Source organism: Pedobacter sp. Bi27 (genome assembly GCF_918698255.1).
GTDB lineage: Bacteria > Bacteroidota > Bacteroidia > Sphingobacteriales > Sphingobacteriaceae > Pedobacter.
This window is the reverse complement of the sequence record NZ_CAKKMW010000008.1, coordinates 139,370-163,730: the sequence shown is the minus strand read 5'-3', so window position 1 is coordinate 163,730 and position 24,361 is coordinate 139,370. Positions and strand designations below refer to the sequence as shown.

At 38.0% G+C, this 24,361-nt stretch carries 24 protein-coding genes; 20 read left to right on the top strand and 4 right to left on the bottom strand.

Annotation, left to right across the window (positions count from 1 at the left end; translation table 11 throughout):
* Positions 1-154 precede the first annotated feature (154 nt).
* The 14 genes from LQ227_RS22605 (at position 155) to LQ227_RS22540 (ending at position 11,096) form a co-directional block, all read left to right on the top strand.
* On the top strand, positions 155-820 hold the full coding sequence (locus LQ227_RS22605) for a class I SAM-dependent methyltransferase (protein WP_230143371.1): 666 nt from the start codon (positions 155-157) through the stop codon (positions 818-820).
* Between the two features lie 72 nt (positions 821-892).
* Positions 893-1,375, top strand: coding sequence for a DUF6702 family protein (locus tag LQ227_RS22600; protein ID WP_230146646.1), 483 nt, complete (start codon positions 893-895; stop codon positions 1,373-1,375).
* A gap of 135 nt (positions 1,376-1,510) precedes the next feature.
* Positions 1,511-2,779, top strand: a complete 1,269-nt coding sequence (locus LQ227_RS22595; RefSeq protein WP_230151217.1) for a hypothetical protein — start codon at positions 1,511-1,513, stop codon at positions 2,777-2,779.
* An 89-nt stretch (positions 2,780-2,868) separates the two neighbouring features.
* Complete coding sequence (gene upp / locus LQ227_RS22590; protein ID WP_230151214.1) at positions 2,869-3,513, top strand: uracil phosphoribosyltransferase; 645 nt, start codon at positions 2,869-2,871, stop codon at positions 3,511-3,513.
* Positions 3,514-3,551: 38 nt separating this feature from the next.
* The gene (locus LQ227_RS22585) at positions 3,552-3,869 is read left to right on the top strand and encodes a low molecular weight protein tyrosine phosphatase family protein (RefSeq protein ID WP_230151212.1); all 318 of its coding nucleotides are present in this window, start codon (positions 3,552-3,554) and stop codon (positions 3,867-3,869) included.
* Between the two features lie 124 nt (positions 3,870-3,993).
* Complete coding sequence (locus tag LQ227_RS22580) at positions 3,994-4,683, top strand: YjjG family noncanonical pyrimidine nucleotidase (protein WP_230143363.1); 690 nt, start codon at positions 3,994-3,996, stop codon at positions 4,681-4,683.
* A gap of 77 nt (positions 4,684-4,760) precedes the next feature.
* Positions 4,761-5,465, top strand: coding sequence for a DUF4476 domain-containing protein (locus tag LQ227_RS22575; RefSeq protein ID WP_230143361.1), 705 nt, complete (start codon positions 4,761-4,763; stop codon positions 5,463-5,465).
* Between the two features lie 19 nt (positions 5,466-5,484).
* Complete coding sequence (locus tag LQ227_RS22570; protein ID WP_230143359.1) at positions 5,485-5,997, top strand: DUF1569 domain-containing protein; 513 nt, start codon at positions 5,485-5,487, stop codon at positions 5,995-5,997.
* 45 nt (positions 5,998-6,042) lie between these two features.
* Positions 6,043-6,660: a hypothetical protein gene (locus LQ227_RS22565; protein ID WP_230143357.1), complete on the top strand. Its 618-nt coding sequence runs from the start codon at positions 6,043-6,045 to the stop codon at positions 6,658-6,660.
* A 78-nt stretch (positions 6,661-6,738) separates the two neighbouring features.
* A complete protein-coding gene (locus tag LQ227_RS22560; RefSeq protein ID WP_230143356.1) occupies positions 6,739-8,064 on the top strand; it encodes a flippase in 1,326 nt (441 codons plus the stop codon).
* Positions 8,061-8,708: a class I SAM-dependent methyltransferase gene (locus LQ227_RS22555; RefSeq protein ID WP_230143355.1), complete on the top strand. Its 648-nt coding sequence runs from the start codon at positions 8,061-8,063 to the stop codon at positions 8,706-8,708. Before LQ227_RS22560 ends, LQ227_RS22555 begins: the two co-directional genes overlap by 4 nt.
* Before the next feature lie 13 nt (positions 8,709-8,721).
* On the top strand, positions 8,722-9,483 hold the full coding sequence (locus LQ227_RS22550; protein ID WP_230151211.1) for a class I SAM-dependent methyltransferase: 762 nt from the start codon (positions 8,722-8,724) through the stop codon (positions 9,481-9,483).
* A 135-nt stretch (positions 9,484-9,618) separates the two neighbouring features.
* On the top strand, positions 9,619-10,536 hold the full coding sequence (locus LQ227_RS22545) for a glycosyltransferase (RefSeq protein ID WP_230143351.1): 918 nt from the start codon (positions 9,619-9,621) through the stop codon (positions 10,534-10,536).
* A 104-nt stretch (positions 10,537-10,640) separates the two neighbouring features.
* Positions 10,641-11,096 (top strand): PA2169 family four-helix-bundle protein, encoded by a 456-nt coding sequence (locus tag LQ227_RS22540; RefSeq protein WP_131029501.1) that lies wholly within the window; start codon positions 10,641-10,643, stop codon positions 11,094-11,096.
* 202 nt (positions 11,097-11,298) lie between these two features.
* Here LQ227_RS22540 and cphA read toward each other — a convergent pair whose 3' ends face one another.
* Positions 11,299-13,914: a cyanophycin synthetase gene (cphA, locus tag LQ227_RS22535; RefSeq protein WP_230143350.1), complete on the bottom strand. Its 2,616-nt coding sequence runs from the start codon at positions 13,912-13,914 to the stop codon at positions 11,299-11,301.
* Positions 13,915-14,207: 293 nt separating this feature from the next.
* Between cphA and LQ227_RS22530 the strand changes: the two genes are divergently transcribed.
* The 4 genes from LQ227_RS22530 to LQ227_RS22515 all read left to right on the top strand — a co-directional run bounded on the left by LQ227_RS22530 (position 14,208) and on the right by LQ227_RS22515 (position 19,168).
* Positions 14,208-15,083 (top strand): cyanophycinase, encoded by an 876-nt coding sequence (locus LQ227_RS22530; protein ID WP_131029499.1) that lies wholly within the window; start codon positions 14,208-14,210, stop codon positions 15,081-15,083.
* Between the two features lie 88 nt (positions 15,084-15,171).
* A complete protein-coding gene (locus LQ227_RS22525) occupies positions 15,172-16,014 on the top strand; it encodes an isoaspartyl peptidase/L-asparaginase (RefSeq protein ID WP_230143349.1) in 843 nt (280 codons plus the stop codon).
* Positions 16,015-16,043: 29 nt separating this feature from the next.
* The gene (locus LQ227_RS22520; RefSeq protein ID WP_230143348.1) at positions 16,044-16,733 is read left to right on the top strand and encodes a hypothetical protein; all 690 of its coding nucleotides are present in this window, start codon (positions 16,044-16,046) and stop codon (positions 16,731-16,733) included.
* A 269-nt stretch (positions 16,734-17,002) separates the two neighbouring features.
* Complete coding sequence (locus tag LQ227_RS22515) at positions 17,003-19,168, top strand: carboxy terminal-processing peptidase (RefSeq protein WP_230143347.1); 2,166 nt, start codon at positions 17,003-17,005, stop codon at positions 19,166-19,168.
* Between the two features lie 234 nt (positions 19,169-19,402).
* Here the strand turns inward: LQ227_RS22515 and LQ227_RS22510 are convergent, their stop codons facing one another.
* Positions 19,403-20,344 (bottom strand): SPFH domain-containing protein, encoded by a 942-nt coding sequence (locus LQ227_RS22510; protein WP_116252141.1) that lies wholly within the window; start codon positions 20,342-20,344, stop codon positions 19,403-19,405.
* A gap of 89 nt (positions 20,345-20,433) precedes the next feature.
* Here LQ227_RS22510 and LQ227_RS22505 point away from each other — a divergent pair, with 89 nt between their 5' ends.
* Complete coding sequence (locus tag LQ227_RS22505) at positions 20,434-22,476, top strand: M13 family metallopeptidase (protein ID WP_230151207.1); 2,043 nt, start codon at positions 20,434-20,436, stop codon at positions 22,474-22,476.
* Positions 22,477-22,589: 113 nt separating this feature from the next.
* A complete protein-coding gene (locus LQ227_RS22500) occupies positions 22,590-22,775 on the top strand; it encodes a hypothetical protein (RefSeq protein ID WP_029274977.1) in 186 nt (61 codons plus the stop codon).
* 120 nt (positions 22,776-22,895) lie between these two features.
* Here the strand turns inward: LQ227_RS22500 and LQ227_RS22495 are convergent, their stop codons facing one another.
* Entirely contained in the window at positions 22,896-23,078 is a 183-nt protein-coding gene (locus LQ227_RS22495; RefSeq protein WP_086548182.1) for a hypothetical protein, read from the bottom strand.
* Positions 23,079-23,184: 106 nt separating this feature from the next.
* A complete protein-coding gene (locus LQ227_RS22490) occupies positions 23,185-24,282 on the bottom strand; it encodes a CapA family protein (RefSeq protein ID WP_230143345.1) in 1,098 nt (365 codons plus the stop codon).
* Positions 24,283-24,361 lie beyond the last annotated feature (79 nt).

Sequence of the window (24,361 nt, the reverse complement as noted above, 5' to 3'; positions counted from 1 at the left end):
CAAATTTGTTACTATTCTTTAAGTGATTTAGTGCTTTTTTTCGAAGTTTTATCGCAAACAACTGGGTTTACAGTTGTAAACAAAACTGTTGTTTAATATACATAGCCAATACGGTACCTTGGTACTTATAACTATTAGTCTTCTATTCAACATTATGCTTTGGCTTAAATATCACTTACAAAAACCAGGAAAAGGTTTCGATCCTGTTCCAAAAGCTTTTGCAGAACAATATGCTGCAAACGAATACAAAAAAATAGACAGTAAAATTATAGATATTATAAAAAGTCACTTAGGCAGTTTCGAAAACAAAACTTTACTTGATCTGGGGGCCGGTCCGGGACAATATAGTATCGAATTTGCCAAAAGGGGCGCGAAAGTTACCTGGCACGATATCAGCCAGAATTATTTAACAATAGCAAGAACAAAAGCTAGCGACCAAAACATAACAGTAAATTTTTCATTGGGCTATTTAGAAGAAGCCCATGGTAAGTTCGATATTATTTTTAACCGCATATGCTGGTATTATTGCATTAACGATTACCGTTTTGCAAAATGTATCTACAACTTGATTGGAGAAAACGGCTACGGTTTTATTGTGGTTAACAATGAGAAATTTCTTCAGCAGGAACTTGCAAAAGAATCGGGTTTTAGAAAATTGGCCATTAAAATGAGCTATTGGCTCAATGAAAATTTTAATATTAAGCTTACACATGTTCATCCATCCCATAAGAAACTAAGTAAAATATTTGCCCGCTTAAATTTCAGGAACTTACATTTAGAACAATGTGGGCATAACACCTTAATTACATTTAACAAGTAGAAGATTATGTGTTAACTTTGCCCCTCTAAGAAAGGATTTAATATGTTGATGCATAAATTAAAATATAGTTTTTTGCTTTTATTTTTTGCTTTTTTTTCTGTTGGAGCAGGAATAAAACACCCTTTGCATGTAAGCACAACTGAAGTAAACTTTAATGCCAAGGACAAAACCTTAGAAGTAAGCTGTAAAATCTTTTCTGACGACTTTGAGGCAATTTTAGCCAGATTATACAAACAGAAAACCGATCTGAGCAATCCGAATATGAAGAAAGCAATGGATGAGTTGGTGAAAAAATATCTGCTTTCTCATTTACAGCTAAAAGCCAATGGCAAAGCGGCTTCAATGAACTACATCGGATTTGAGATCGATCATGAAGCTACTAATATTTATCTTGAGGTAGAGAAAATTCCGTCCGTAAAATCGGTTGAGGTGAGCAACACAATTTTATATGATATGTTTGATGATCAGATGAGCATTGTACATATTGTAAAAGGCCCTAACCGTAAAAGCACAAAAATCCTTTACCCTGAAAAAAAGTTCACAGCAAACTTTTAATTGTAATTTTTGTATTAAATTACGGCTCAATGTTAAATTACCGTTAATTTTAGAAGGCAGTATTATTTAAGTTAATATCTGCTGAGAAATATTTCTTGTAATCTTTTTTTAAATACCGTGTTGTTAAAATAAGTTATGCATCTAATCATCTTCTCCAATATATTAACGCCTCGGATAAAATATATCTTTAACTTTATTTTTAAAGATATTCTTAAAACAGAATTGGAATTTACAGGCAATAGCCAATATTTTCTACAGAGCGAGCATGTCAAAATCAGTTATGGCGAAGAGCCATTGGGTGAGGAACTTTTTTTTAAGCGTACCACTTTACTCTTCTCCAATAAATTAGAAGAATTTAAGCCAAAAACTATTCCTTTTGGCGAATATCAGGCCCCTTTTCCGGTTGCACAATCTGCCTTGCCATTTGATGTTTTTGCTGCCTCATTTTTTATATTAAGCCGGTATGAGGAATATTTTTATCCCAAAAAAAATGAAGAAGAATTTAGGCCATCAAAAAGCCATCAGCATAAATGGAAGATTTTAGATAAACCGATTATTGATGAATGGGCATTGATCATTAAAAGTCTGATCAAAAAAAAGCATCCACATTTTAAGTTCCACGAAAAGAATTTTCAGCACCAGCCAACCGTTCACCTCAATATTTTGCCCAACCTACCCGAGGGATTATTAAATAGGACCAAATTTATTTTCAGTGCCATCTTTAAAAAAGATAACAATTACCTGAGCTCGAAATTTGATAGGTTAACAGGGGTAGGGATTAATAATGAGCAGGTTTTAGATGAGGTAAACCAGCTATTTTCTTCAAAAAAAAGTAATCCTCTTTATTTTGTCGATTTTCCTGACGTGCCGATAAATTACATTAGGATAAATGGCGTTTCAAAAATACTTAGCAATCAATCAGTTGGACTATTAAGACCTTGTGCCAGCGACAAGCAAAAAATGCTCGAGATTAAAGAAGGACTTGTTAAGCTCAAAAAAATCAACCCAAACCCTTCACCTGTAAGTAGTCAGCAGTTAGAAGTATTAAAATTCCCTATTTGTTATCTAAATATTCTTACTTCCGGTATTACGTCAGATTATTCTATGGGTTATAGTAATGTACCAGGCTTTAGGGCCGGAACCTGTACGCCATTTAACTGGTATGATCTTCAACTCGAAAAAGTAACTCCTTTAATCGTTAATTCTTACTGCCTCACCGATTATATTCTTCAGTTTTTAACACATGAGGCAGCCACTAAAACAATACACCAATATATAGGTGCAGTAAAGGTGGTAAACGGCACCTTTTATAGCAGTTGGAGCCTAAAAAGTCTGTCTTCAAATGCAAAATACAAAAAACTAAAATCGCTCTTTAAAGAAATGCTCGATTATGCCGGAAATTGATTTTAATTTAACTTATCCGGCTTAAAATTGCTAATTTTAGTAATTAAACGTCCCAAGGAATAAACCTATAAGATACCGGAAACATTACCATGATTTTTGATGTAAGCAAGACAAAATCTATCGCCAATACCTTTATTGCCGAACTTCGGGATGAGAACATTCAGAAAGATTCGATGCGTTTCCGCAAAAACATGGAAAGGCTTGGTGAGTTTTTTGCCTACGAAATCAGCAAATCATTAGCATATACCATTCAAGAAATCGTAACTCCTTTGGGTGTATCGTCCTGTGAGGTTTTAACTCAACAGCCCGTTTTAGCTACTATACTCCGAGCCGGGTTGCCACTTCAACAAGGTTTGCTCAACATCTTCGACAAAGCCGAATGCTGTTTTATTTCTGCTTACCGAAAAGTAAAGAAGAGCGGCGATTTTGTAATCCAGATGGATTATATTTCTACCCCGGATTTAGAAGGAAAAGTTTTGATTATGGCCGATCCGATGTTGGCAACCGGACAAAGCATGGTGATGTGCTGTAAAGAACTGATTAACCGCTACAAAATTGCAGAACTCCATATCGTTGCCGCAATTGCCAGTACAGAAGGTATTGCACATGTACGCGCTAATCTGCCCAAAGCAAAACTTTGGCTGGGGGCAATCGACGAAGAAATGACCAGTAAATCTTATATCGTTCCCGGACTTGGGGATGCAGGCGATCTGGCCTACGGAGAGAAGGTTTAGTTTTTAGTCCAAAGTCCTTAGTCTTAAGTCCAGAGCCAGTGAACATCCTTTTTATATGTAGCAGAAATAAATGGCGTAGTGCCACTGCCGAAAATATCTATAAAAGCCATCCCGATCATCAGGTAAGATCAGCAGGAACAGCGCCATCCGCCAGGATTAAAGTTAATGAAAAACTAATCATCTGGGCCGATCTCATCTTTGTGATGGAGAAAAAGCATAAGCAAAGAATTACTGAACGTTTCCCTGAAGAAACCTACGATAAGGAAATTATTACGCTTCATATCCCAGATGATTATCAGTATATGGATGAAGAACTTATTGAAGAGCTAGATGCAAAAGTTGCGGATTATTTATAAATCAAAAATCATTAGGCTACCTTTGTGAAAATCATTACTCATGAAACCATCATGATTTTTCAAATCACGTAGGGATTAGAAAAATCTGATAGCTTCATCACCGTTGCAGCTAATATATATACTCATGAAAAAGCACATTTTCTTCGACCTTGACCACACCATTTGGGATTTTGACCGTAATGCCGAAGAAACATTAAATGAGCTCTTCCAAACCTATAAACTAGAGGAGCTTGGCTTAAAATCGTGTGCCGACTTTATTACAACATATACCGAAAACAACCATCAGCTCTGGGCCGATTACCATTTGGGAAAAATTACCAAAGATTTTTTAAGATCGGAAAGGTTTAACAAAACATTCATTCAATTAGGTATTCACCCTGATGCGGTACCTCATCAATTTGAGGACGATTATGTAAGTATCTCACCCACCAAAACCAATTTGTTCGATGGGGCAGAAAATGTTTTGGGCTACCTACAGCAAAAATATACCCTACATATTATTTCTAATGGCTTTAAGGAAACAACCTTAACCAAAATGAACCTCTCTAATCTTAATCCTTATTTCGAAAACGTAATTATCTCAGAAGATGTGGGCGTAAACAAACCTAACCCTATTATTTTCGAATATGCATTGGATAAAGCAAAGGCTTTAAAAGAAGAAAGTATCATGATTGGCGATAGTCTGGAAGCTGATATTTATGGGGCTTTGAATTTTGGTATGGAGGCTATATTTTTCAACCCTTTACAGAAAGAAAAACCTGGTGATGTGCAGAAAGAAATTGCGCATCTCGAAGAATTATTGAAACTTTTTTAGTTTTACCTCTTTTTTGTTTGGTTTTGGCATTCGTTTGGCATTAGCTTAAACACACACAAATGAAAACCTTAATTTAAATGAAGAGAACCATCTTTTTAGGATTGGCAATGCTTTTTGCTACCCTAAGTTTCGCTCAAAACTACCACAGTGCAGCCGAAGTATTCTTACAAATCGTTAGCCCAGGCAAGTATAATGTATATTTAGATGAAGAACTAGTTGGATCGGCCAATGGCAGGTTCCGTTTTTACGATGTATACAATACCACACCAATGCTATCCATTATTCAGGGCAATACTGTAATCCTGAAACAGAGAATAAGGGTTATCCCACAACAACGGCTTGTTTTAAGTTTGGAGGATAAGCGACTAATTACCTTAAAACAGCTAACGATCTATCGGAATAGCCAGTACGCGCTAAACGATTTTGATGGTTATACGAGAGATTACGATACTGGCATTATTCCACCTCCACCGGCATTGCCCGAGTTGAACTATAGATTGTTATCTGATGAAGCTTTTCAGGCTTTTTTAACACAATATAGAAGGGAAAGTTTTGATGATGGCAGGTTGAGGATGATAAATGTGGTGAGCAAAAATTCGTCCTTACTGAGTGCTCAGGTAAGGGTACTCTTAAAATCTTTCTCCTTTGATGATGAGCGTTTGAAGGTAGCCCGGAACCTTTACAAAAACGTTGCCGATCCGCAGAACTATTTTACCTTATCCGATATTTTTGTTTTCCCATCTAACAAGGACGACTTCTTAAAATATTTGGAGAAACAGTAATTCAGCTTATCTTTATTAAATGACGGCTGCAAAAATAAAGGCATCGATAAATAAAATTGTCGATGCCTATAAATCGAAATTATCTCACTATTCTGAGGATATTTTTCAAACCACGCCACCCATTTCCGGATGGAGTTACAGCGAAGTATATTCGCATATTTTCGATTCAAGCCTGCTCTCGTTAATTGCGCTCGAACGTGCAGCAAGTGGTAAAGGCGAAAACAAACCCACACATTTTATTGTAAAACTGATTTTGGTTTTAGGCACTTTACCACCGGCAAAGCAGTATAAAGTTCCGAAAAGACTGGCCGAGCGTGTTAAAAAAATCAGCAAAACAGAAGCCCTCGATTTTATTTTAGAGTTTGAAAAAGGTCTTGATGATAATTATCCTGTAATTGCCCATGCAAAAGCCAATTGTAAAACAAAACACCCACGATTAGGTTATCTAAATGCCAAACAATGGCTAAGGTTTATCGAAATTCATTTAAAACATCACCTCAAGCAGCTAGAAAGAATAGAAAAGAGCTTTTAGACGTAAATTAATTTCGCCATATTTGAGTAAATTAATCTCAGTCCCATGAAAAACGCTTTTTACCTGTTAGCCATTGCTGTTCTTTGTGCATGCAATAGCGAAAAGAAAGAAACTACTCAAGCAGTTATCCCAACACCTACGGGAATACAAGGACTTCAAAAAAGCAATACTGCGCAGCCCGCAGCGCAAAGTGCCAAAACTAACCTAATTTTCAATCCGCCACATGGCGATGCCGGCCATACCTGTGCTTTAGCAGTTGGCGCACCATTACACCAAACAGCCGCCGTTCAACCACAAAAAAGCGCTACTCCACAACCGGTAACTGTTCCGGTGCCACCTATAGTAAATACATCAGGTAAAAAACTTAATCCTAAACACGGAGAGCCTGGTCATAGATGTGACATAGCTATTGGGGCACCGCTGGATAGTAAACCAACACAAGTAGTCACCACACAGCCTGCTGTAGTGAAACAAACTGTAGCAATAAAAACAGGAAAGGGTTTGAACCCACCTCACGGCCAGCCCAACCATCGCTGCGATATTGCTGTAGGTGCACCTTTAAACAGCAAACCTGCCCCGGTGGCAAATAGTGTTCCTGTATCAACACCTGAAACCAAAACAACCGAAACAAAGGCGCTGGAGACAAAAAGTGAAGGGAAATAATAGTAGATATATGGTGTACTTAATATTTTGAATTTTCAGCACCTAACTTAACGCACATTTTTTTACATCTTTGCGTTAATGAAATTACCCGCCATAAAAGGTTTTGACCAAGAAGCACTAATAAAGTATTTTAAAAATACAGGAATGCTTTTGATCGGGAAAGTTGGCAGTTTAGGAATAAAAATGCTAACAAATATCGCGGTTGCAAACTATTTGCTGTCGTATGGTAATGGTATTCTCACTACATCAATCGCTTATGTTTTTTTATTCGCAGCATTGGCGGGCCTCGGCTTAGATCAGTTTATTGTAAAAGAACTTCACCAGTTTCCGCAGAAAAGGGATCAGATCTTAGGCACAGCATTTGGGTTGAAAGCTTTTGCAGGTTTTATGTGCATTCCTTTAATTTCACTTGCATGGCTCATTTATCCACTTGAGGACATCCAATATCAATTCATATTATTGCTTTCGTTTGTCGGTGTATTTCAGTCTTTTACTGTAATTGATTCTTATTTCCAATCAGAAGTAAAATCCAAATACATTATGCAGGTGCAGATTATTGGGAATCTAGTTTCTGCTGCAATAAAAATTATTTTAATCTATACTCATTCGCCAATCAGCTATTTCTTTTTTGCTTTTCTTTTTGATACCATTTTACTTTCCATTGGCTATATTATTACTTATAGCAGAAAAAATAGAAGTATCCTGAAGTGGAGATTTGAAAAAACATTGGCTAAAAAACTCTTCTCGCTTTCATGGCCACTGATCATTTCCGGCATAATGGTTTCAGTTTATATGAAAATTGATCAGATTATGCTTAAACAGATTTTAGGCACCAAAGGGACAGCCGAAGCAGGTGCTTATGCAACCGTGGTCAACTTTAGCGAGGCCTTAAACTTCGTCCCTGTTGCTATCGTTTCATCACTCTTTCCTGCAATTTTAAATGCGAGGAGAGATGATAAGGAACGTTATCAGAAGAGACTTCAGAATTTATATGATTTAATGGTTTGGTTAAGCTTAAGTTTTGCCATTTTTATAACTTTTGCCTCCCCGCTCATTTATAGTTATTTTAACCCAGAATTTGCAGATGCCGCACCTGTTTTGTCTGTCCATGTTTGGGGTTCTGCTTTCATATTTCTTGGTGTAGCAAGCGGACAGTATTTAATAGCAGAAAATTTTGGCCGCCTAACTTTTATCCGAACAGGAATAGGGGCGGTTGTAAACATCATTTTAAACATTATCCTTATCCCAAGAATGGGAATGATGGGTACAGCAATAGCTACAGTAATAGCATACTTTGTTTCAGCCTTTTTTATACTATTTATCCCTAAACTTCGTCAACAAGGTATAATGATGTTAAAATCATTATTTTTGGTCACCGCATTTCAAAAAATATTTAAACGTTGAGTACTCTTAAAGCATTAACCACATTAATTGCAAAGCCAAGCAGGCTTAAGGCATTATTATCATACGGACATAAAGGCTACCTGAATAGCATTGGCTGGTTTACGGCTTTTGATAAAAAACAGGCCGTAGACGGGCAAGGAAAAGCATTGCCATGGGTAACCTATTCGTTTATCGATTTTATTAAAGAACGCATAAACAAAACACAGCATATTTTCGAATATGGCTCTGGCAGCTCTACTATTTTTTATGCCGAAAGAGCTGGCTCGGTAACTTCTGTGGAGCATGATAAAGGCTGGTTTGATAAAGTAAAAAATACAAGTCCGGCCAATGCTGAGATGATATTCTGCCATTTGGAAAAAGACGGGGAGTATGCCAAAAAAGCAACCTTGCTCGATAAAAAATTCGACATTATTATAGTTGATGGTCGCGACCGTGTAAACTGTTGTAAGTATAGCGTTGATGCACTATCAGAAAGCGGAGTATTAGTTTTGGATGACAGTGAACGTGAAGTATATCATCCTGCCCGTGTGCTTTTAAAGGCCTGGGGGTTCAAAGAAATCAGCTTCAGTGGGATTTCACCAGGCCTTTTTTACGAAAAAGCAACCTCAGTTTTTTATAAACAGGATAATTGTTTAGGTATTTAAAGCAGTAAGCATCATGTTAAGCGAAGAAGTAAAAACGGCCTACGATAATTTTTATACCAATAGCGATGTAGCATGGAGAATGCTTGGCGCAAAATATAAAGCACAGAACATTGTTGATGTTTGCAAAGGGTTAAAGCCTAAAAAAGTGCTCGAAGTTGGCGCCGGAGATGGTAGTATTTTACATTTTTTAAATGAATGGAACTTCGCACCAGAACTGTATGCTTTAGAAATTGCACAAAGTGGTGTCGACATTATAAAAGACCGTAACCTCGCTAGTTTAAAAGAAGCACAAACTTTTGATGGGTATAAAATCCCTTACGAAGATGATGCATTTGATCTGATTATTCTTGCGCACGTTTTAGAACACGTAGAACACGAAAGGATCCTGATCCGTGAATTGAAAAGGGTAGCAAAATATATTGTAGTTGAAGTACCTAAAGATTATCGCTTTGGTGTAGACCAAAGAATGAAACATTTTCTGGATTATGGGCACATTAACATGTACACCCCAACTTCCTTGAGGTTCTTGCTGCAGAGCGAAGGTTTAGAAATTCTAGAAGATAAAGTTTCTATGACTGCACCAGAAACGGTAAAGTTTAATGAGTTTATCAATAGAAAAGCACCTAAAACTTTTTCTAAAAACTTAAAAATCGAGTTAGAATACCGAATCAAAAAAACATTAGGTAACTTGTTCGGGAAGAAAAAGCAAGAACAGTTTGCCAATGCCTATACAGTGTTAACCAAAAAGTCTGACAATAATCTACATATATTTTAGGGGTCGGGCGATCGTCATTCGAGCGAAGTGCAACGAAGCCGAGAAATCTATTTCGATAGATCTCTCCATTCCACTGCGTTTCAGTCGAGATGACGGACCCTTCAATTGAAAATCGGTAATTGATAAAAAACAAAAATGCAAAACCTTGCCCCAATAGCGCTTTTCGTATACAATCGCCCGCAGCACACCGAGCGTACGTTACAATTCCTGCAACAAAATGAATTGGCAGCACAAAGCCATTTGTATATCTTTTCCGATGGTGCCAAAACAGATCAGGATAAAGAAAAAGTTGCTGAAGTAAGAAAAATCATCAAAAAAGCAGAAGGTTTTAAATCGGTTAAAGTAATCGAAAGCAAGGTAAATGCAGGTTTAGCCAATTCGGTAATTGCAGGTGTAACTCAATTAATAGTAGAATACGATCAGGTAATTGTTTTTGAAGATGACCTGGTTACCTCTCCCCATACTTTAGCCTATTTCAACAATGCTTTAAACCATTACCGCGAAGAGGAAAGAGTAATGCATATAGGAGCCTATATGTATCCCTTAAAATCAGATCAACTTTCGCAATCGTTTTTCTACAGGGCGGCCACAAGTTGGGGTTGGGCCACATGGGGAAGGGCATGGAAAAACTTCGAACCAGATATTAACATCCTTATAAAACAGTTTGATAAAAAGAAAAGAGCTGCATTTTCCATCGACAATAAAATGAACTTCTGGAAACAGATGTTGGAGTTTAAAAAAGGAAAAAACAACAGCTGGGCCATTAGATGGTATGCTTCAATCTTTTTAAAAGGAGGCATCACACTTAACCCATCGCAATCACTTGTTAACAATATTGGCCATGATGGCACTGGCGTGCACTCAGGAATAAACGATATTTATAACGTTATTATCAACCCTAAGCCCATTGTTGAGTTTCCGACCACAATAGCCGAAGACCCCATCGCATACAAAGCCATCAAAAGCTTTTTGATTAAACGGAAAGGCAATATGGTAACTCGTGTTAGGCGTTTTGTTAAAGAAAAGCTGGCACAATACTTTTCAAAGAAATAATTAAACTGATATAGCTCACTGTTGTAGACAATTAAAAAAAATGACAAACCTTTTTTTAATTGTTCATGTTGCTTTTATACATCGAAACTATAAAAATAAAAGATATGAAAACGACAACAGCAACAGCAGAGGTATTAAACGATCTGGTTCAAATTAATAACGATCGTATTGAAGGCTATGAAAAAGCACGTCAGGAATTAAAGGATGGAGATGCCGATCTGAAAACGCTATTTTTAAATATGATTGCCGAAAGTCAAAAATATAAAATGGCTTTGGCTGCAGAAGTAGCTGCATTGGGTGAGGATATCGAAACCGGAACAACAAACTCAGGAAAAATTTACAGGGCATGGATGGATGTTAAGGCATTATTTACCGGCCACGACCGTAAAACTGTTTTAAACAATTGTGAGTTTGGAGAGGATGCAGCACAAAATGCATATAAAATGGCATTAGAAGAAGAAGATCTTCCATCAAATATCAGAGATTTAATCTCTGACCAAAAAGCATCGTTAAGAGTATCGCATGATGAAATTAAAAGATTACGTGATGCTCAGGCATAAGTGACAGAGATAAAATAGAAAAACCTCCTTCGATTTATTATCGGAGGAGGTTTTTTTTTAACTTTCCGTCATGCTGAACTTGTTTTACAAATAGATTAGCATTTTTAATTGTCTTGTAGCTACTACGTGGTCAGCACCTTTTTTTAAAGACCCTGAAATAAATTCAGGGCGACGATCTTTTAGGAACTAAATCAGTTAAGAATTACGACTCTAATTCCCGATCTAAATGTTCGGTAACGCGTTGGATTGTATTGTCGATCGTGTTACTTAGAATCGTTAAATAAGAACCTTTTTTAGCAGTTTCGATCGCGATCTGCAAACATTCTGTGCTTTTATTGTTAATGATGATCTCTTTATCTGGATCAACTTCCTTGATGCCTTTTACCAGCAGGTCAACCAGTTCTTGTTGTTGTCTGCCACGGAGATATTTCTCCTGACAAACATAAATTTTATCAAACATCTGAGCCGAAATGCGGGCAGTTTCGATAATATCCTCATCTCTTCTATCACCTGTTGCCGAAATAATACCTACATGTTCGGTAGCCTCTACACCCTGCAAGAAACCTTTTATGCCGTTAAATCCGTCAGGATTATGCGCAAAATCGACCAGTACTTTAAATTCTTTGAACCTGAAAATATTCATCCTTCCTGGGGTATGCGCCGCAGAAGGAATAAATGTTTCCAGCGATAAACGGATATCTTCAGGTTTATAGCCCCATAAATAGGTTGCCAGTGTTGCTGCAAGCACATTCTGGATCATAAAATTCACGGAACCACCAAAAGTTAATGGAATGTGCGTGGCTTTATCTACCCTTAATTTCCAGTCGCCTGTTTTAATGGTAATGTATCCGTTTTCATAAATGGCGGCAATTCCACCTTTTCTACAATGTTCTTTAATCACCGGATTATTTTCATCCATGCTAAAATAAGCAACATTACAGCGCGCATCCTTGCCAATGCGAACGCAATAACCATTATCTGCATTTAATACTGCCCAACCTTTGCGACGCACTGCCCCGATCACAACCGCTTTGACACGTGTCAGATCGTCAAGATTATGGATATCAGAAATACCAAGGTGATCTTCCTGGATATTGGTTACTACGCCAATATCACATGCATTAAATCCCAGTCCAGCTCTTAAAATTCCCCCACGGGCGGTTTCTAGTACCGCAAATTCAACTGTTGGATCTTTTAAAATGAACTCAGCACTTACCGGTCCGGTGGTATCACCTTTCATTAGCATCGTGTTGTGCACATACACACCGTCACTGGTGGTAAAACCTACACGTTTACCATTACTTCTGATAATGTGCGCAATTAATCGTGTAGTAGTGGTTTTTCCGTTTGTTCCGGTTACAGCAATAATCGGAATCTGTGACAATTTTCCCTGTGGATACAGCATGTCAATAACCGATGCAGCCACATTTCTAGGCAAGCCTTCACTTGGTGCAAGGTGCATCCTGAATCCTGGTGCTGCATTAACTTCCAAAACCACACCTCCGTTTTCGTTTAATGGCCGGGTAAGGTCTTGCGCCATAATATCGATACCGCAGATATCCAATCCGATTACCCTCGAAATCCTTTCACATATAAAAATATTCTGTGGATGTACAATGTCAGTTACATCGATAGATGTCCCGCCTGTACTTAAATTTGCAGTAGATTTTAAATAAACCACTTCTCCCTTTTCGGGAATAGTTTCTAAGGTATATTCTTTTTTTGCCAGCAGATCCAAAGTATCCCGGTCAACAGCAATTTCAGTTAGCACATTTTCGTGACCATAACCACGGCGTGGATCTTCATTCTCCTTATCGATCAATTCTTGGATCGTATGAATTCCATTGCCCTTAACATGTGCCGGATCACGTTGTGCGGCAGCAATAACTTTGTGATCGATTACCAGTACCCTAAAATCGAAACCAGTAATAAATTTCTCTATAATTACCTTTCGCGAATACGTTTTGGCGTATTCGAAAGCGGCAACCGCATCTTCCATCGTTTTCACATTAATGGTTGCGCCCTTGCCATGGTTGCCATCAAGTGGTTTAAAAACGAGTGGAAACCCAACCTTTTTAACAGATGCTTCCAGATCATCAGGATTTGAAATGGTTACCCCCGATGCCACTGGAATGGCAGCTTCGGTAAGCAAACGTTTTGTCTCTTCCTTGTTGCTGGCAATATCTACAGCGATGCTACTGGTTTTTTCGGTCATGGTTGCCCTAAAACGAACCTGATTTTTACCATAGCCCAACTGCACCAACGAACTTTTATTCAGCCTGATCCAAGGAATACTTCTGCTCACCGCCTCTTCTACAATAGAACCTGTACTTGGTCCTAATGCTTCCAGCTCACGGATTTCCTTCATCCTACGGATGTCGTGCTCCAAATCGTACTCTTCGTTATTAATCAGGGCTTCGGCAATTTTAACTGCAGCTTCAGCCGCGTAAACACCAACCTTTTCTTCCAGATAACTGAATACCACATTATAAATGCCTTCAGTTTTAGTTTGGCGGGTTCTGCCGAAACCGGTTTCCATGCCTGCCAAAGTTTGAATTTCCAAGGCAATATGTTCAATTACATGCCCCATCCATGTCCCTTCTTTTACCCGGGTGAAAAAGCCACCTTCAACTCCCTTAGAACACCGGTGTGTAAACATGCTAGGCAAGAGTTTCTCAATCCTTTCGCTAAATCCTTCTATTACGTTGGTTGGTTTTTGCTCTAAATCTTCCAGATCTAAACGCATCTGGATCAATTTTTTTCGGCTAATTGACCATATGTTCGGCCCTCTTAATACTTGTATGTTTGATATCTTCATGTAATATTTTGTTCGTTTTTTATTTAAACAAGCGTTTGGGACAGCCTTTTTAACTCAATTTTTAGAATAAAATTGATGATGGTAAATTATGCATTTATTTTGAAATTAGACGTTCCATTAGCTAAATCAATTTTAAGGCGTATTTGTTTTATTTTCAAGCACAATCCTGTTAATTTTAGGTTATAATATTTTAACGTTTGTTAATAAATTGAATATTCTTGACAAAAAAAGTCGTGTTTTTTATCATAAGCCTATATATTTGGGTTTTTTGATACAATTATAATACACAAAGAATGGTTCCGAAAGGTAAACTCATCATCATTGGTGGCGCAATAAACACAGGTAGCTTCGCAGAAACGCAATTTGGACTGCCTGAGAATATGAATTTTTTTGAGCGTGGAATTTTAAAACGGATTACTACAGAATCATTAAGAGATACTCAATCTCGCTTCGAGATTATCACTACAGCATCATTAATGCCCGAAAAGGTTGGTGAAGAATATATCAAGGCTTATGCACAATTAGATGTGCACAATGTTGGTGTGCTTAATATTACCAACCGTGAAGAAGCCAATTCTGATGAAAATTATGAGCGTATCAAAGCAGCGGAGGTAATTATTTTTACCGGTGGCGATCAGCTCCGTCTTTCATCTATTTTTGGTGGAACAAAAATCCATCAAATCTTACTGGAGAAATACAGAAATGAACCTGTAGTAATTGCCGGTACTTCTGCAGGGGCGGCCGCAAGCTCTAAAAATATGATTTATCAGGGTAGCAGCAAAGATGCTTTACTTAAGGGAGAGGTTAAAATTACCGGCGGATTAGGCTTTATTGATGATGTTATTGTTGATACACATTTTGTTCAACGCGGAAGAATCGGCCGCTTGTTATATGCTGCTGCCAGCAATCCTGGTATATTAGGGATTGGTCTTGGTGAAGATACGGGGCTTTTCATCTCTGATGGTCATACGATGGAAGCAATCGGCTCTGGCATGGTAATTTTAGTAGATGGCCGCAATATGGCCGATACCAATTTAACAGATGTAGAGATGGGCCAGCCGGTTTCAATTAAAAACATGGTGGTACATGTAATGTGCGATGGCGACGTTTATGATTTAACAGACCATAGCTTGGTGATCCATCATCCAAAGGTTGTTCCTATAGGGTAATTCAGCTGGCAATAAACAGTAGGCGATTTTCAGTTAGGACTTGCCCAATCTTGATACTTGCTACTCAATACTCCAATACTCCAAAAAAATGAAATTAATCATACATGGCGGCTTCTTCAGCGAATCGTCTACCAATCAGGAAACGAAAAAGGCTAAACAAGATGCTTTGGCCTCGATTGTTACGCTCGGATACGAATATCTAAAAACACATACTGCTTTAGAAACCGTGGCTTATACTGTTGCACTATTAGAAGATAACGAGCTGTTTAACGCTGGTATCGGTTCGCAGATTCAAAGCGATGGAAAAGTGAGGTTGAGCGCAGCCCTAATGGATGGTAAAACAGAAAAATTTAGTGGTGTAATTAATGTAGAAGATGTTAAAAATCCTATACAGATTGCGCACAACCTATTAACATATGATGACCGGGTACTTAGTGGTGATGGTGCCCGGCAATTTGCCAGAACAAATGGATTTGAATATTTCAATCCGATTACCCCACAGCGCCAATCAGAATACGAGGCTAAGCTAAACCAAAAAGAAAATAAAGGAACGGTAGGCTGTGTAGCACTCGATGCAGATGGAAATTTAGCAGCAGCAACCTCCACTGGGGGAAAAGGATTCGAAATTCCTTGCCGTGTGAGTGACTCTGCAACCGTGGCAGGCAACTATGCCAATCAATATGCAGGTATTTCTTGTACCGGAGTAGGTGAAGATATTGTAAGCGGTGCCTTAGCCGCAAAAATTGTAACCCGTGTTACCGATGGTTTTTCTTTAAAGGAAGCATCAGATAAATCTTTTGCCGAACTTAAAGCTTTTGATGGCTTTGCGGGCGTTGTAGGCATTTCTGCAGCGGGTGAAGTGTACCATTGCGACTCGCATCCATATATGGTTTGGGCATCTTTTGATGTTAATTTACAGGTATTTAGCTGAAATTAGATTTAAAGTATTATTTTTGTTGCATGACCAAGATTGTATTGGCTTTATTAGGCCTTTTTGCATCATTACAACTACAAGCTCAAAATATAGATAAATCTGAGATCCAAGAACCTAACGGTAGTGCTATAAATATAGCAGTATCTAAATTTGACCTGGAAGACGGCAATTCTTTTTTTGAGGAAGCAGAAGATTTAGAGCGAAAAGGCGATTACAACGAAGCCCTCACCTTATTTGGCAAAGCCGCTTTCGAATATAATGCCGTAAAAAACTTCAACAGGTACGGACAGGCCGTTATCAAGATGAGCAGTATGCATTATCAACTTGGCCGTTTCACTGATGCTGAGCAGATTCTTTTAAATGTGGCGTTAAAAAATTATTCTAAAACCGGAAACAGAGCAGGAGTAATGAACACCTATAACCTTTTAGGCAAAGTTTATCTGGCAAATACCAAGTATACCCAATCAATGTGGTTTTACACCCAACAGGGTATATTGGCAAAACAGCTAAAAAGCAACAATTCATATATCGAATCTATTTTAGGCATTGTTCAGGTTAAAATCAAAAAGAAAGATTTTACGCTTGCACTGAGAGATCTGAAATCGGCCGAATGGCTTGCCAACTCGATCAAAACCACCCAGTACAAAACGCAAATCAAAGATGCCAGGGAAATGATCGCCAGCAAAACCACCAGTAAAAAGGTAAACCCAAGCTAGTTTGGATACTTATTTTTCTTTAAATCTTCCTACATCACAAACAATATAGCCCTTAAAGGTCTGTAATTGGTCAAATTTGAGTATCGATCAAAACAAAAAATAACGCTCAACGTTCTACATAAGAAATTGTTAAATAAAAAGCTTTTAGTTAGATTTGATAAAGTTTTAACAAGAGACGGTAATAATGCTGTCTCTTTTTTGTTTTTTTGCTAAAATGGTATCATATTGGCTATATAGAATTGGAAATGGATTTTAAATCATTTAAAGAGATGTTAAAGAGAATATTTTTTGTAATTTTTACTGCGGCAGTACTTGCTTGTCATGCTGCACCTAAAACTCAGCCAATGGTTGAGGGTGTTACCAATGTAAAACCTGATGAGCAGCAACAACTTGTTATAAAAGAGGTTGTAAATTTGATTGAGAGTTATAATTATAAAAAAATTCAGATCAACGATTCTATATCTTCAATCATTTTAGATAAGTATATCAAGTCTTTAGATCAGGGCAAAAATTACTTTTTGGCTTCGGATATTAAGGAATTTGAAAAATACAGATATACTTTGGATGATGATTTCAAAAATGGCGATCTAAGCGGCCCATTTTTCATCTATAACGTTTATGCCAAAAGGTTGAACGAATATTTTACCTATTCTTTAGCACAGATTAAAACCAAATACGATTTTAACCAAACCGACAGTTATGTATACGACAGGGAGAAGCAACCTTGGGCAACTTCTTCTGCAGCATTAAACGATACCTGGAAAAAACGTGTTAAATACGAACTGATCAATTTAAATTTAGCTGGAACAGCTGAAGCAAAAAATGTAGAAACATTAACTAAACGTTATCAGAACCTACAGTCTCAGACTTCAAAAACCAATAACCAGGATGTATTCCAGATTTTGATGGATGCTTTTACCGAATCTATTGATCCACATACCAATTATTTTAATCCAACCAACGCAGCAGCATTTAACGAAGATATGTCCCGTTCTTTCGAAGGTATTGGCGCCCGTTTACAATTAGAAAACGAGGTAGTTAAAATCTCCGAAATTATTGCTGGCGGACCTGCATTTAAAGGGAAACAACTAAGTGCTGGCGATCGTATTATTGCTGTAGCACAGGGTGATGGAGAATTTGTTGACGTAGTGGGTTGGAGATTGGACAACACCGTATCGAAAATTAAAGGTCCGAAAGGAACCAAGGTGCGTTTAAAAGTTATACCTGTTGGAAAAGAAATGTCTTCTAAACCGGTTATTATCGAATTGGTTCGCGATAAAATTGTTTTGGAAGAAACATCTGCCAAGAAAAAAGTTAAAACCATTAACAGTAATGGTAAAGATTATAAAATCGGGATTATTACCCTACCAGCGTTCTATGCTGATTTTAAAGCAGCAAATGCAGGTGATAAAAACTACAAAAGTACTACCCGCGATGTTAGAAAACTAATCGATTCGTTAAAAACATATGATAAGGTAAATGCAATCGTAATGGATTTACGTGGAAACGGTGGAGGCTCATTAGTTGAAGCCATCTCATTAACCGGTTTATTTATAGATAGAGGCCCTGTAGTTCAGGTGAAAGATTTACGCGGTAAAATTGAAGTGGATGAGGATGAAAATAGCGGTGTAACCTGGGATGGGCCTTTTGGTGTAATCGTAGACCGTTTAAGCGCATCTGCATCAGAAATTTTCGCTGGTGCAATACAGGATTACGGCCGTGGTATTATTATGGGTAGCCAAACTTATGGTAAAGGTACCGTTCAATCTTCTATCGATTTAAACAAATTGGTAAACCCAAGTATGTTGCAAAGGGTAGCGGGATTAATTTCTAAAGATAAAACCGTTGGCACATCGCCAAGCGGAGCAAGCCCGGCTGATATTAACTTAGGTCAGATTAACCTAACCATGGCTAAATTTTACCGTGTAGCAGGAAGCAGCACGCAGCATAAAGGCGTAACACCTGATGTTGTTTTCCCTTCAGTTTATCCGATGGATAAAATTGGAGAAGATACTGAATCATCTGCCTTACCATGGGACGTTATTCCAAGCTCTAGCTTTAAAGCAGTTGCGAATCTGACCCCTGTAAAAGCACAGTTGGTTAAAAACAGCGAGCAGCGTATCGCAAACTCATTGGATTTTAAATACCTGAAACAAGATATTGCCGATCTTAAAAAACGCGACAATGAAGTTTCTGTAACCTTAAATGAGGCTAAACTTAAAGCTGAGCGCGATGCACAAGAAGCTAAAACACTTGCCAGACAGAATGAATTAAGGGCATTAAGAGGATTACCTGCCATTAAAAAAGGAGATAAAATTACCAAGCAAGATGCTTTCGATTTTATTGAAGATGAATCGTTAAAAGTAATGGGCGATTTTATGCAACAATCTGGCAACTACGTGATGAACTTAGGCGTGATGCCAAAGAATAACTAACAAGAAATATATTTCAATGGAAAAGGCCACTTTAGTTTTGCTAAAGTGGCCTTTTTTGTAATTGGATTTCAGAGTTGTCAACTTTAATAACCAATTCGCAAGAAAGTTGACAACTCTAAAGGTATAATAGAGATTTGGAATTTATGGTGTCGGATATTCCTATCCGACACTAAACAATATTTATCTTTAATCTATTAACTGTCAGACGGTAACATCTGACAGCACTATAAATCGCTACCCTTTCTTCGCTGTTGGCTCAGTTTGTTTATTCAACTGCATCGCCATCATCTCTTTCATAGTTTTATTCATGCCATCGGCACTGCCATCAAGGAAAATAACGTTTCCGTCTCCGTTTTCTGCAAAATGTTTAATCGATTCAGTCCACATGGTAAATAAGATTACAGAAATATCCAGATTGGCCTGCTCCATTTCCTGAGCGGCTTTACTCATACCATGGGCCACTTCTGCACGGAATAAAGCGATACCCTGCCCGCGTAACTGTGCAGCCTCACGCTCGGCTGTAGCTGCAATTTTAATTGCATTACCATCGGCTTCAGCAGCTTTGGTTTTGGTAATTAATAATGCCTGCCCCTCATTCTCAGCCGCTGCTTTTAAGTTGTTTGACGCTACTACCCGACTCATTGACCGCATAATTTCCTCATCAAAGGTAATATCGTTCAATTGAAGATCCTGAAGATGATAACCCCATCCATCTAAAACCTGATCGATCTGTTCTTTAACATGAAGCACAATTTCATTGCGTTGGGCCAATACGTTTGCCTGCTTTTGCGTAGCCACGTAAGCCCTGATCGAACCTTCAATGGTCCTGATTAGCGCCTGCATTAAGTTGGTTGCATCTACAAACTTAAAAGCTACATTTTTGATCGTTTCTTCATCCTGGTTTACCACAGAATACAATAGCATCGCCTTAAAATATACATTGGCCTGATCTTGTGTTACCGCTTGAAACGACAGCTCTACAGAGCGGTTTTGAATGGAAATACGAGAATAAATCTGCTCTATTAATGGAATTTTAAAATTTAAGCCCGGCCTTAACTGGCGACGGTACTTGCCGAAAACGGTTACCACCGCAATGGTTCCCTGTTTAACGGTAACAAACGAGCTGAGTAGGATAATGAATGCTACGACGGCTACAATGTAAATGGTGTATTGCATAATTAGATTTTTTTATGAAGTTATAAAAAATTCATACAAACTACATGAGGCATTTTGTAGCTTTAAGTTTTCTAACTAACTTATATACGATGAAAATTAAATTAATTCTTCCGGCGGCCGGCGTATTGCTTTTTGCTGCCTGCCAGAATAAAAGCCATCAAGATGCCGATGTGGCGAATGCACGCACCGAATTTTTCGATAAAGCCGGCATGGATACCACTGTAAAACCTGGTGATAACTTTTTCCTGTATGCCAATGGGAAATGGATGAAAAACACCGAAATTCCAAAAACCGAAACAGGCTGGGGTTCTTTTTATACGCTATATAACGATAACCTGAAAAATCTGAACAGTATTCTTGAAAATGCTGCCAAAGCTAATGCAGCCAAAGGAAGCACCGAACAAAAAGTTGGCGATTTCTATACCAGTGGAATGGATACCCTTACCATCGAAAAGTTGGGCATCGAACCAATAAAGCCGCTCTTAAGTAAAATAGATGGGATTAAAAATGATAAGGATTTAATCAATTTTGTTGCCGACGGCTATAAAGATGGTGAGGGAGATTTATTGGGCTTTGGTGTAGAACCAGATGATAAATTAAGCACTAAAAATGCTTTATCATTTTCGCAGGCCGGCCTTACCCTGCCTGATCGCAGTTATTATTTAGAACAGGATGATAAGGCAAAAAAAATCAGAGCCGAGTACATCAAATACATCACAAAAATTTTTAGCCTGGCAGGCGATTCTGCTAATGCAGCTAAATATGCCGACAATATTTTAAAACTGGAAACGGCGATTGCGCAGTCGCATTCTACTCCTGTTCAACTGCGCGATCCACAGAAAAATTATAACAAAATGACCGTGGCCGACTTTCAAAAACAGACGCCAAACATTGAGTGGAAATCTGTTTTAAGTAAATTGGGGGCAAGTACGGATACCGTTATTGTGAGGCAGCCAAAATATTATCAAACCTTATCTGCCCTGGTAAAAAGCCAGCCTATCGAAATCTGGAAAGAGAAATTAAAATTTGATGCTTTAAACAGATCAGCTAACGCCTTTACCAAAAAATTCAGAGATGCTAAATTCGATTTTTTCTCGAAAACGCTATATGGTCAACAGGCACCAACAGAAAGATGGAAAGCCATTGTAAATGCTACCGATCGTAATTTAGGCGAGCTTTTAGGTCAGTTATATGCCGAAAAGTATTTTAAGCCTGAGGCTAAAGAGCGTATGTTAACCCTGGTAAACAATTTACAGAAAGTATATGCAGAAAGAATTCAGAAGGTAGATTGGATGACACCTGAAACCAAAAAGAAAGCTTTAGAAAAACTAAACGCATTTATCAAAAAAATCGGCTACCCTGATAAATGGAAAAAGTACGATGATGTTGAGGTTTCGAAAAACACTTATTATGCAAACCTTCAATCGGCAAGTAAACATGCCTACAAAGAAATGATCGATAAACTCGGCAAAAATGTTGATAAAACTGAGTGGGGAATGACTCCACCGACGGTTAATGCCTATTACAATCCGTCTTTCAACGAAATTGTTTTCCCTGCCGGAATTTTACAGTTCCCGTTCTTTGATTTTGCTGCAGATGATGCCATTAACTATGGTGCAATAGGTGCTGTAATTGGTCACGAAATGACGCATGGTTTTGACGATCAAGGTCGCCAGTACGATGCAGTAGGCAATTTAAAAGAATGGTGGACAAAAGCCGATGCCGATCAATTTAAAGCCAAGGCGGGTAAAGTAGAAACATTTTACAACAACTTCTCGCTGTTGGATAATCAGCATGTAAACGGTTCTTTAACACTGGGCGAAAACCTGGCCGATATTGGTGGCTTAAACATTGCTTACGATGCCTTTAAATTAACGGAACAAGGAAAAGGCGATAAAAAGGTTGATGGTTTTACTCCTGATCAACGTTTCTTTTTAAGCTTTGCCCAGGTGTGGAGAATCAAAACCCGCGATGAAAGTATGCGTGTAAGGTTAAAAACAGATCCGCATAGCCCGGAGATGTTCCGTGTAAACGGCCCCGTTTATAATATGGAAGCATTTTACAAGGCATTCAATATTCCTGCAACAGCAAAAATGTATATCGCTCCAACAAACCGGTTAGGCGTGTGGTAAACGATCCTTTCAGCTAATAAAAGAAGCCCATTTCAGTTCATGAGATGGGCTTCTTTATTTGTTTAAAACAAAAACTGCAATATTTTGTCTTAATCATATTAATAGATAACCATATGAATGTAAAACGCACTTTTGGAACCATATTGACCGTACTGGGCATAATTGGATTGATATACGCTGGCTATGGCTTTGTAAGCCACAGTGAAAATACAAGGGGATTAATGGTTTATGGCATTATCGGACTTATATTCTTTGTATCGGGAATTGGCCTGGTAAAGAATACAAAGGACGAAAGCTAAACCAGGCTTTTATCCTAAACTTTAACAATAGTACGACCGTTACGCAGATGGCTAACCAAGGTAGATTCGGTCTTAACAGCATTTAGTCCTAATAGCATGTTTTGCATAACAGCAACCATGCTATTGCTTCTTTTTGTGTTTAATGATCTGGTACTGGCTAAAAGCAACCAGGCAACCCGCCAGGATAATTATTCCAGCAGACAACAGGTTATCAGGATTTTGATTGATGTAGTAGGCTGCCGCCAATACTAAAATTGCAGCTGCAATACCTATGATATAGTGAAGTATTAATCCTTTTTTCATCGTATAATTATTATTTATTGCTCATAGTTTCCATATGGTTTGAAAACTGAAGGCGGTTTAATGCAACAAATATTCTGAAATAAATTGAGATTGATGTCGCAGAAGATTAATCTTTTAAACTGATCCTGTTATCAGCGAATTTTAGCTGATGGCCAATAAAATCAATATCTGTCAATTCTTTAATCCGTTTAAAGGCACCATGATTATCATCTAGGGTCAAACGGTTAATCTTATCCTGTTTAACTGATACAATATCTGCATATAGAAAATCGCCCTTCGCATTTATTTTTAGCTGAAGCAAGGGCGAAATACCATTATTGCCTTTTAAGCTAAACATACCATAAGTACAAAAATTACCTAAACTGTAAGCGATGAATTTATTTTTATAAACTTCAACAGCCCGGGTTACATGCGGGCCATGCCCCAGCACTACATCGGCACCGGCATCAATAACAGCATGTGCAAAGGCATAAACATTACCTCTGTTCTCTTTATAAAAAATTTCGTTTTTACGGGGAACATGTTCAAACCTTGCGCCTTCACCGCCACCATGAAAAGAAACAATCACAATATCGGCCATCAATTTTAAACGGGCAACCAAAGCCTTGGCACTGTCGATTTTATTAATCGATACCGTATTCTCGTTTGGCGCAAAGGCACAAAATGCATACTTTACACTATCTTTTTCAAAAACTTCAAAAGGTTTGTTTACCTGCCCGGCATAATGGATCTGCAGTGAATCTAAAATCCTTGCCGTATTTTTTCTTCCCCTGGCATCAAAATCACCAACATGGTTATTGGCGATGCTTAAAACATTAAATCCTGCATCCTTGTATATCCCGGCATAGCGCTCTGGCATTCTAAAAGCATAGCAGTTATTCGGGTTAATGCCGTTACATTTGTTCGAATTGCCTGAGTTGAGAAAACAGCCCTCCAAGTTCCCAAAAACAATATCTCCTTTTAATAAACTATCAACCGCCTGGAAACTGTTTACAGCATCATCGGGAGGGAGGTTGGTTTTAGATGGAAAAGCGGAGCCGAGCATAATATCGCCTACAGCAATAATGGAGATGGTATCCTTTATTTTTCTGATTAACGTATCTTGCCTGGCTACAGGCGTTGTAATCTGTGCATTGTTGCTCGTGCAGCTAATTAAAATAACTATTGCTACGAAAGAAAGGATTAAGGTATTGAAAAACTTCATTCTTGATTTTATGGTATAAAAAAATCCTCCAAAATTTCTTTAGGAGGATTGTATATCTTTTTACTGTCAACCGAAAATG

What these genes read in the sequence shown, in the direction of transcription:
- LQ227_RS22545 (WP_230143351.1), top strand. Translation starts at nt 9,619, where the DNA reads ATGCAAAACCTTGCCCCAATAGCGCTTTTCGTATACAATCGCCCGCAG.
- upp (WP_230151214.1), top strand. Translation starts at nt 2,869, where the DNA reads ATGATTTTTGATGTAAGCAAGACAAAATCTATCGCCAATACCTTTATT.
- LQ227_RS22490 (WP_230143345.1), bottom strand. Translation starts at nt 24,282, where the DNA reads ATGAAGTTTTTCAATACCTTAATCCTTTCTTTCGTAGCAATAGTTATT.
- LQ227_RS22540 (WP_131029501.1), top strand. Translation starts at nt 10,641, where the DNA reads ATGAAAACGACAACAGCAACAGCAGAGGTATTAAACGATCTGGTTCAA.
- LQ227_RS22595 (WP_230151217.1), top strand. Translation starts at nt 1,511, where the DNA reads ATGCATCTAATCATCTTCTCCAATATATTAACGCCTCGGATAAAATAT.
- LQ227_RS22510 (WP_116252141.1), bottom strand. Translation starts at nt 20,344, where the DNA reads ATGCAATACACCATTTACATTGTAGCCGTCGTAGCATTCATTATCCTA.
- cphA (WP_230143350.1), bottom strand. Translation starts at nt 13,914, where the DNA reads ATGAAGATATCAAACATACAAGTATTAAGAGGGCCGAACATATGGTCA.
- LQ227_RS22560 (WP_230143356.1), top strand. Translation starts at nt 6,739, where the DNA reads ATGAAATTACCCGCCATAAAAGGTTTTGACCAAGAAGCACTAATAAAG.
- LQ227_RS22575 (WP_230143361.1), top strand. Translation starts at nt 4,761, where the DNA reads ATGAAGAGAACCATCTTTTTAGGATTGGCAATGCTTTTTGCTACCCTA.
- LQ227_RS22515 (WP_230143347.1), top strand. Translation starts at nt 17,003, where the DNA reads ATGTTAAAGAGAATATTTTTTGTAATTTTTACTGCGGCAGTACTTGCT.
- LQ227_RS22505 (WP_230151207.1), top strand. Translation starts at nt 20,434, where the DNA reads ATGAAAATTAAATTAATTCTTCCGGCGGCCGGCGTATTGCTTTTTGCT.
- LQ227_RS22550 (WP_230151211.1), top strand. Translation starts at nt 8,722, where the DNA reads ATGTTAAGCGAAGAAGTAAAAACGGCCTACGATAATTTTTATACCAAT.
- LQ227_RS22565 (WP_230143357.1), top strand. Translation starts at nt 6,043, where the DNA reads ATGAAAAACGCTTTTTACCTGTTAGCCATTGCTGTTCTTTGTGCATGC.
- LQ227_RS22605 (WP_230143371.1), top strand. Translation starts at nt 155, where the DNA reads ATGCTTTGGCTTAAATATCACTTACAAAAACCAGGAAAAGGTTTCGAT.
- LQ227_RS22580 (WP_230143363.1), top strand. Translation starts at nt 3,994, where the DNA reads ATGAAAAAGCACATTTTCTTCGACCTTGACCACACCATTTGGGATTTT.
- LQ227_RS22495 (WP_086548182.1), bottom strand. Translation starts at nt 23,078, where the DNA reads ATGAAAAAAGGATTAATACTTCACTATATCATAGGTATTGCAGCTGCA.
- LQ227_RS22525 (WP_230143349.1), top strand. Translation starts at nt 15,172, where the DNA reads ATGAAATTAATCATACATGGCGGCTTCTTCAGCGAATCGTCTACCAAT.
- LQ227_RS22530 (WP_131029499.1), top strand. Translation starts at nt 14,208, where the DNA reads ATGGTTCCGAAAGGTAAACTCATCATCATTGGTGGCGCAATAAACACA.
- LQ227_RS22500 (WP_029274977.1), top strand. Translation starts at nt 22,590, where the DNA reads ATGAATGTAAAACGCACTTTTGGAACCATATTGACCGTACTGGGCATA.
- LQ227_RS22570 (WP_230143359.1), top strand. Translation starts at nt 5,485, where the DNA reads ATGACGGCTGCAAAAATAAAGGCATCGATAAATAAAATTGTCGATGCC.
- LQ227_RS22520 (WP_230143348.1), top strand. Translation starts at nt 16,044, where the DNA reads ATGACCAAGATTGTATTGGCTTTATTAGGCCTTTTTGCATCATTACAA.